This is a genomic window from Candidatus Rokuibacteriota bacterium (assembly GCA_016209385.1).
In the GTDB taxonomy this organism is placed as follows: Bacteria; Methylomirabilota; Methylomirabilia; order Rokubacteriales; family CSP1-6; genus JACQWB01.
Genome location: JACQWB010000080.1, coordinates 1 through 4,750, shown reverse-complemented (window position 1 = coordinate 4,750; position 4,750 = coordinate 1). Strand labels below are relative to the sequence as shown.

Annotated in this window: 7 protein-coding genes; all 7 read right to left on the bottom strand. The window is 68.6% G+C overall.

Translation table 11 applies throughout. The features are described 5' to 3' along the window. The coding region (locus HY726_05585) for a DEAD/DEAH box helicase (GenBank protein ID MBI4608464.1) at positions 1–672 on the bottom strand (672 nt) is incomplete at its 3' end. Further along, entirely contained in the window at positions 673–972 is a 300-nt protein-coding gene (locus tag HY726_05580; protein MBI4608463.1) for a transcriptional coactivator p15/PC4 family protein, read from the bottom strand. A 37-nt stretch (positions 973–1,009) separates the two neighbouring features. Beyond that, positions 1,010–1,732 carry a twin-arginine translocase subunit TatC gene (gene tatC / locus HY726_05575; protein ID MBI4608462.1) on the bottom strand — a complete coding sequence of 241 codons (723 nt, stop codon included), beginning with the start codon at positions 1,730–1,732 and terminating at the stop codon, positions 1,010–1,012. Between the two features lie 31 nt (positions 1,733–1,763). Beyond that, complete coding sequence (gene thiD / locus HY726_05570; GenBank protein MBI4608461.1) at positions 1,764–2,552, bottom strand: bifunctional hydroxymethylpyrimidine kinase/phosphomethylpyrimidine kinase; 789 nt, start codon at positions 2,550–2,552, stop codon at positions 1,764–1,766. A 145-nt stretch (positions 2,553–2,697) separates the two neighbouring features. Beyond that, a complete protein-coding gene (locus HY726_05565; GenBank protein MBI4608460.1) occupies positions 2,698–3,009 on the bottom strand; it encodes a DUF488 domain-containing protein in 312 nt (103 codons plus the stop codon). 214 nt (positions 3,010–3,223) lie between these two features. Next, the gene (rsmI, locus tag HY726_05560; GenBank protein MBI4608459.1) at positions 3,224–3,943 is read right to left on the bottom strand and encodes a 16S rRNA (cytidine(1402)-2'-O)-methyltransferase; all 720 of its coding nucleotides are present in this window, start codon (positions 3,941–3,943) and stop codon (positions 3,224–3,226) included. Between the two features lie 80 nt (positions 3,944–4,023). Further along, the coding region (gene clpX, locus HY726_05555) for an ATP-dependent protease ATP-binding subunit ClpX (protein ID MBI4608458.1) at positions 4,024–4,750 on the bottom strand (727 nt) is incomplete at its 5' end.

Sequence of the window (4,750 nt, the reverse complement as noted above, 5' to 3'; positions counted from 1 at the left end):
GGTCTCCACAGTCCTCTGCCCGGGAGTGATGGTGATCTGGACGGGGTTGTTCATGAACTCCCAGGTCAGCTCCAGCACGCGGAAGGAGAGCGTGGCCGAGAACAGGAACGACTGCCGCCTCTCGTGTGAGGGCAACCTTCTGAGGATGAAACGCAGATCCGCGATGAACCCCATGTCGAACATCCGGTCGGCCTCGTCGATCACCAGCACCTCCACCTTCCGCGGTGACCAGACGTTCTGCTTCAGGTAGTCGATCAGGCGACCGGGGGTCCCGACGAGGACATCGCACCCTTCGCGGAGGGCATCGCGCTGCCGCGCATAGTCGATCCCCCCGTAGACGGCGTGAATCCGGAGACCGGTGTGCCGGCCCAGCAGCCGGGCGTCGGCCTCGATCTGGACCGTGAGCTCCCGCGTCGGCGCGATGATGAGGACGCGCGGCGCGGTGATCCCGCCGCGGCTCGGAGCGAGCTGTCGCAGGCAGCGCGTGAAGGCGGCGATCAGGAAGGCCGCGGTCTTGCCCGTCCCGGTCTGGGACTGGCCGGCGACGTCCTTCCCGCGGAGGGCCACGGGGAGGGCGGCCTCCTGGATCGGCGTGCAGACCGTAAAGCCTGCATCCCTGATTCCTCGGAGAACCGGCGCAGGGAGGTCGAGAGCGGCGAACTCGAGGGGCAATCAGGCGTCCCCGGCCAGCGCGGCTTCGATCGCCTCGCGGTCCACCAGCTTCTTCTTGATCAGCGCCTCCTCCAGGGCCGCGATCGCCTTCCTGAACTCGAGGTAGAACTCCGGGTTGAACGTCACGCCCTTCTTGGTCGGGCCGGGCTCCCCGTCGGCGGGCTTCCAGTAGACCCGGATGTCCACGAAGGCGTGGCCCTTGTACTCCCGGAGCGAGATGCGGATCTCCTCGTCCGGGTTCTTCTCGATCGTTGCGATCAGCTGGTCGCTGTCCTTTCGGGCTTCCTTATCCTTTTTCATCGTGTCTCCTTCGACCTCGTCGGCCGGGCGGCCGCGCTCATGCCGTGGCCGCGGGCGCGGCCCCCACCTTGGCGCGCCGGCCAAAAAGCCGCGCCGAGATGATCCCCAGCTCGTAGAGGACGATCAGCGGGCCGGCCATGAGGGACTGGTTGAAGATATCCGGCGTGGGGGTCAGGATCGCGGCGATGACGAAGTTGATGAGGATGGCGTACTTCCGGTTCCGGGCCAAAAACTGCGGGGTCACGACCCCCATCCGGGAGGCCAGCGTGATGGCCAGGGGTAGCTCGAAGACCAGGCCGAACGCCAGTGTGAACTTCAGGACGAAGTCCACGTAGTTCCCCACCGAGATCATGGGGACGAGATCCCGCGCCTGGCCGAAGCCGATCAGGAACTTGACGGCGAAGGGAACCACGACGAAGAGCGCGAACGCGACGCCGATCCCGAAAAAGAGCGTCCCGGTGATGACGAAGGGGAGCGCGTACCGCCGCTCGTGGGGCAAGAGCCCCGGGGAGACGAACGCCCAGACCTGGTAGAGCACCACGGGCAGCGCCAGGAAGAGGCCGGCGATCATCGCCACCTTCATGTTGACCCAGAACGCCTCGGTGGGAGCCAGGAACACGGGCTTGAACTCCATCGAGCGGGCCAGGAACTTGATGATCCGGTCCGAGAAGGCGAAGGTGGCGATGAACCCGGCGCCGATGGTCACCACGCTCCAGATGATCCGCATCCGGAGCTCGGCCAGGTGCTCGAAGAAGGACATCTGGGCGTCGGCCGCGTCGCTCACGCTCGGCCTACCAGGCTTCGATGAAATGCCGCAGGGTTCCGACCCCGCGGCCGGGCGCGAACCCCTCGCGGATCGCCTGGGTCACGTAGGCTTTGGCTGTCCGTACGGCGTCGCGCAAGGGAAGACCGTTCGCCAGCCCCGCAGCGATGGCCGCCGAGTAGGTGCAGCCGGTGCCGTGGGTGTGGGGGGTCTCGATCCGGGGCGCGCTGAACGTCGCGAACTCCCGGCCGTCCCAGAGCACATCCACGGCGTCGCCCTTCAGGTGGCCGCCCTTGACGAGGACGCAGCGCGGCCCCAGCCTGTGGATGCGCCGGGCGGCCTCCTCCATCGCCTCCCGGTCCCCGACGGGCATCCCCGCCAGGGCGGATGCCTCGTGCAGATTCGGGGTCACCACGAGCGCCAGCGGGAGGACCTCCGCGACCAGCGCGGCGCGCGCGTCGGGCTGGAGCAGCGGATCGCCGGACTTCGCGATCATCACCGGATCCACGACGAGCTTCTCGACCCGGTACTGACGGAGCTTGGCGGCCACGGCTCGGACGATCCCGGCCGTGGACAGCATCCCGCACTTGGCCGCGTCCGTCCCGAAATCGCCCAGAACCGAGTCGATCTGGCGCGCGACGAACTCGGGCGGGAGGTTCTCGACGCCCTGAACGCCCAGCGAGTTCTGGGCGGTGATGGCGGTGAGAACCGACATCCCGAAGACGCGAAAGGCGGTAAAGGTCTTGAGGTCGGCCTGGATCCCCGCCCCGCCGCCCGAGTCAGAGCCCGCGATCGTCAGGGCCTTCGGAGTCGCCATACGCGAAGAGCTCGCTCGGCGCCGCGGATCGCTCGGCGCGCACCCAGCGCTTCCCGGGATCCAGCAGGTGGACGACGCGCCAGCCGCGCGCCTCGAGGGCCCGGGCGATGAACCGCCGGTGGCACCGCCACGGCCAGCGCTCCGCTCAGAGGACCGCGACCCGCCGGGCCCGCGCCAGGTTCTCCAGCTCGGCCAGGCCCGCCTGGAACTCGGCAGTGGCCATGTGAGCCTCGTAGCCGCCGTCCCGGTAGCCGCCGAGCGCAACGCCGAGGTGGACATACGCGAGGCCGGCGGACGCGAGCGCGGCCCCGAGCGGCTCCCGGCTCAGATGGGGGTGGCGCGCGGAGACGGGCCAGCGCCTCACGTCGATCACGGCTTCGATCCCCGATTCGTTGAGGAGCGCGAGCAGCGCGTCCAGGCTTCGGGTCGAATGCCCTACGGTGAACACTTCATTCATCGGCGGCGCCCACGATCGGCCCCGCAGCGCGCTGGAGTAATGCCCTTCGAGCGCGGGCTTCGCCCGCGCAATTGACTCGGGCCTCGCGCGGCGGGTGGCCTGCCTCGCGGCATGGCCGAACCCGCCACGCTCGAACCACCATCCTGGGGGAGGCCTCGGAGGGGGCCGTCGAGGCCCCCTCCGATTGGTAGTATACGCCCGCCTCCGAGGAGCCTCAACCCGCCCCCTCACTTTCATCCTCTCCCCCACGGCGGGAGAGGGCACGGTGAGGGGAAATGACGATGGTGAACTCGCCCCTGATCGCGCGCGCGCCGAAGTAGGCGAGCTGGGCCGACGGCGGCCCCTCGCGGATCTCCTCGAACTGCTTGGTGAGCTCGCGCGCCACGACCAGCGGGACCTCGCCGAAGACGTCCGCGATGGCTTGGAGCGTCTTGAGCAGCCGGTGAGGCCCCTCATAGATGACCACCGGCGTCTCCAGTCCCTTCAAGGCCCGCAGGCGCGCCAGACGCCGTCCGGACCTGGCCGGCAGGAACCCCTCGAACGCGAAGCGATCGGCCGGAATCCCCGCCGCCGAGAGCGCCGCCGCGAGCGCTGAGGGTCCGGGAACGGGCACGACCTTGATGCCCGCCGCGCGCGCCTCCTTGACGAGGAGAAACCCGGGATCGGAAATGCCGGGCGTCCCCGCGTCGGTGACAAGCGCCACCGACTTCCCCTCACCCAGGAGCCGAAGCAGGCGCTCGCCCTTCGCGAGCTTGTTCCCCTCGAAGTAGGAGGTCACGGCCGTCGAGATCCCGTAGCGGGCCAGGAGCTGCCGAGTCCGCCGCGTGTCCTCGCAGGCGATCAGGTCGACCTCCTTCAGGACGCGGAGCGCCCGGAGCGTGAGGTCCTCCAGGTTGCCGATCGGAGTGGCCACGACGTAGAGGGCGCCGGACACGGAAAAAAACTCACCCCCTCAGCCTGCCCGCTCCCCCGCCGGGGGAGAGGATGAAGGCGAGGGGGAACGCATCAGCGGGGCTACGCCGATTCGGCCTTCGTGCCGGAGATCAGGATCGGGCGCTCATGGTTCAGGATGACTTCCTTGGTGACGATGCACTCCTTGAGCCCCTGGATGGAGGGCAGCTCGTACATGACGTCCAGCATGACCTCCTCCAGGATGGCCCGGAGTCCGCGGGCGCCCGTGCCCCGCTTGAGGGCCTCCCGGGAGACCGCCAGGATGGCGTCGTCGGTGAACTTGAGGCGCACCTTCTCCAGGTCGAAGTACTTCTGGTACTGCTTCAGGATGGCGTTCTTGGGTTCCCGGAGGATCCTGACCAGGGCCGCTTCGTCGAGATCGTGCAGGGTGGCAACGACCGGCAGCCGGCCGACGAACTCGGGGATGAGCCCGTACCGCAGGAGATCCTCGGGCTGCACCAGCGCGAGCACGTCCCCCGCCCGGCGCTCCTCGCGTCGTTTGATCTCCACCCCGAACCCCATGCCGGACTTCCCGACCCGGTTCTCGATGATCTTGTCGAGCGCGACGAAGGCGCCGCCGCAGAGGAACAGCATGTTGGTGGTGTCCACCTGGATGAACTCCTGGTGCGGGTGCTTGCGCCCGCCCTGGGGCGGGACGTTGGCGACGGTGCCCTCGAGGATTTTCAACAATGCCTGCTGCACCCCCTCGCCCGAGACGTCGCGGGTGATGGAGGGGTTCTCGGACTTGCGGGCGATCTTGTCGATCTCGTCGATGTAGACGATCCCGCGC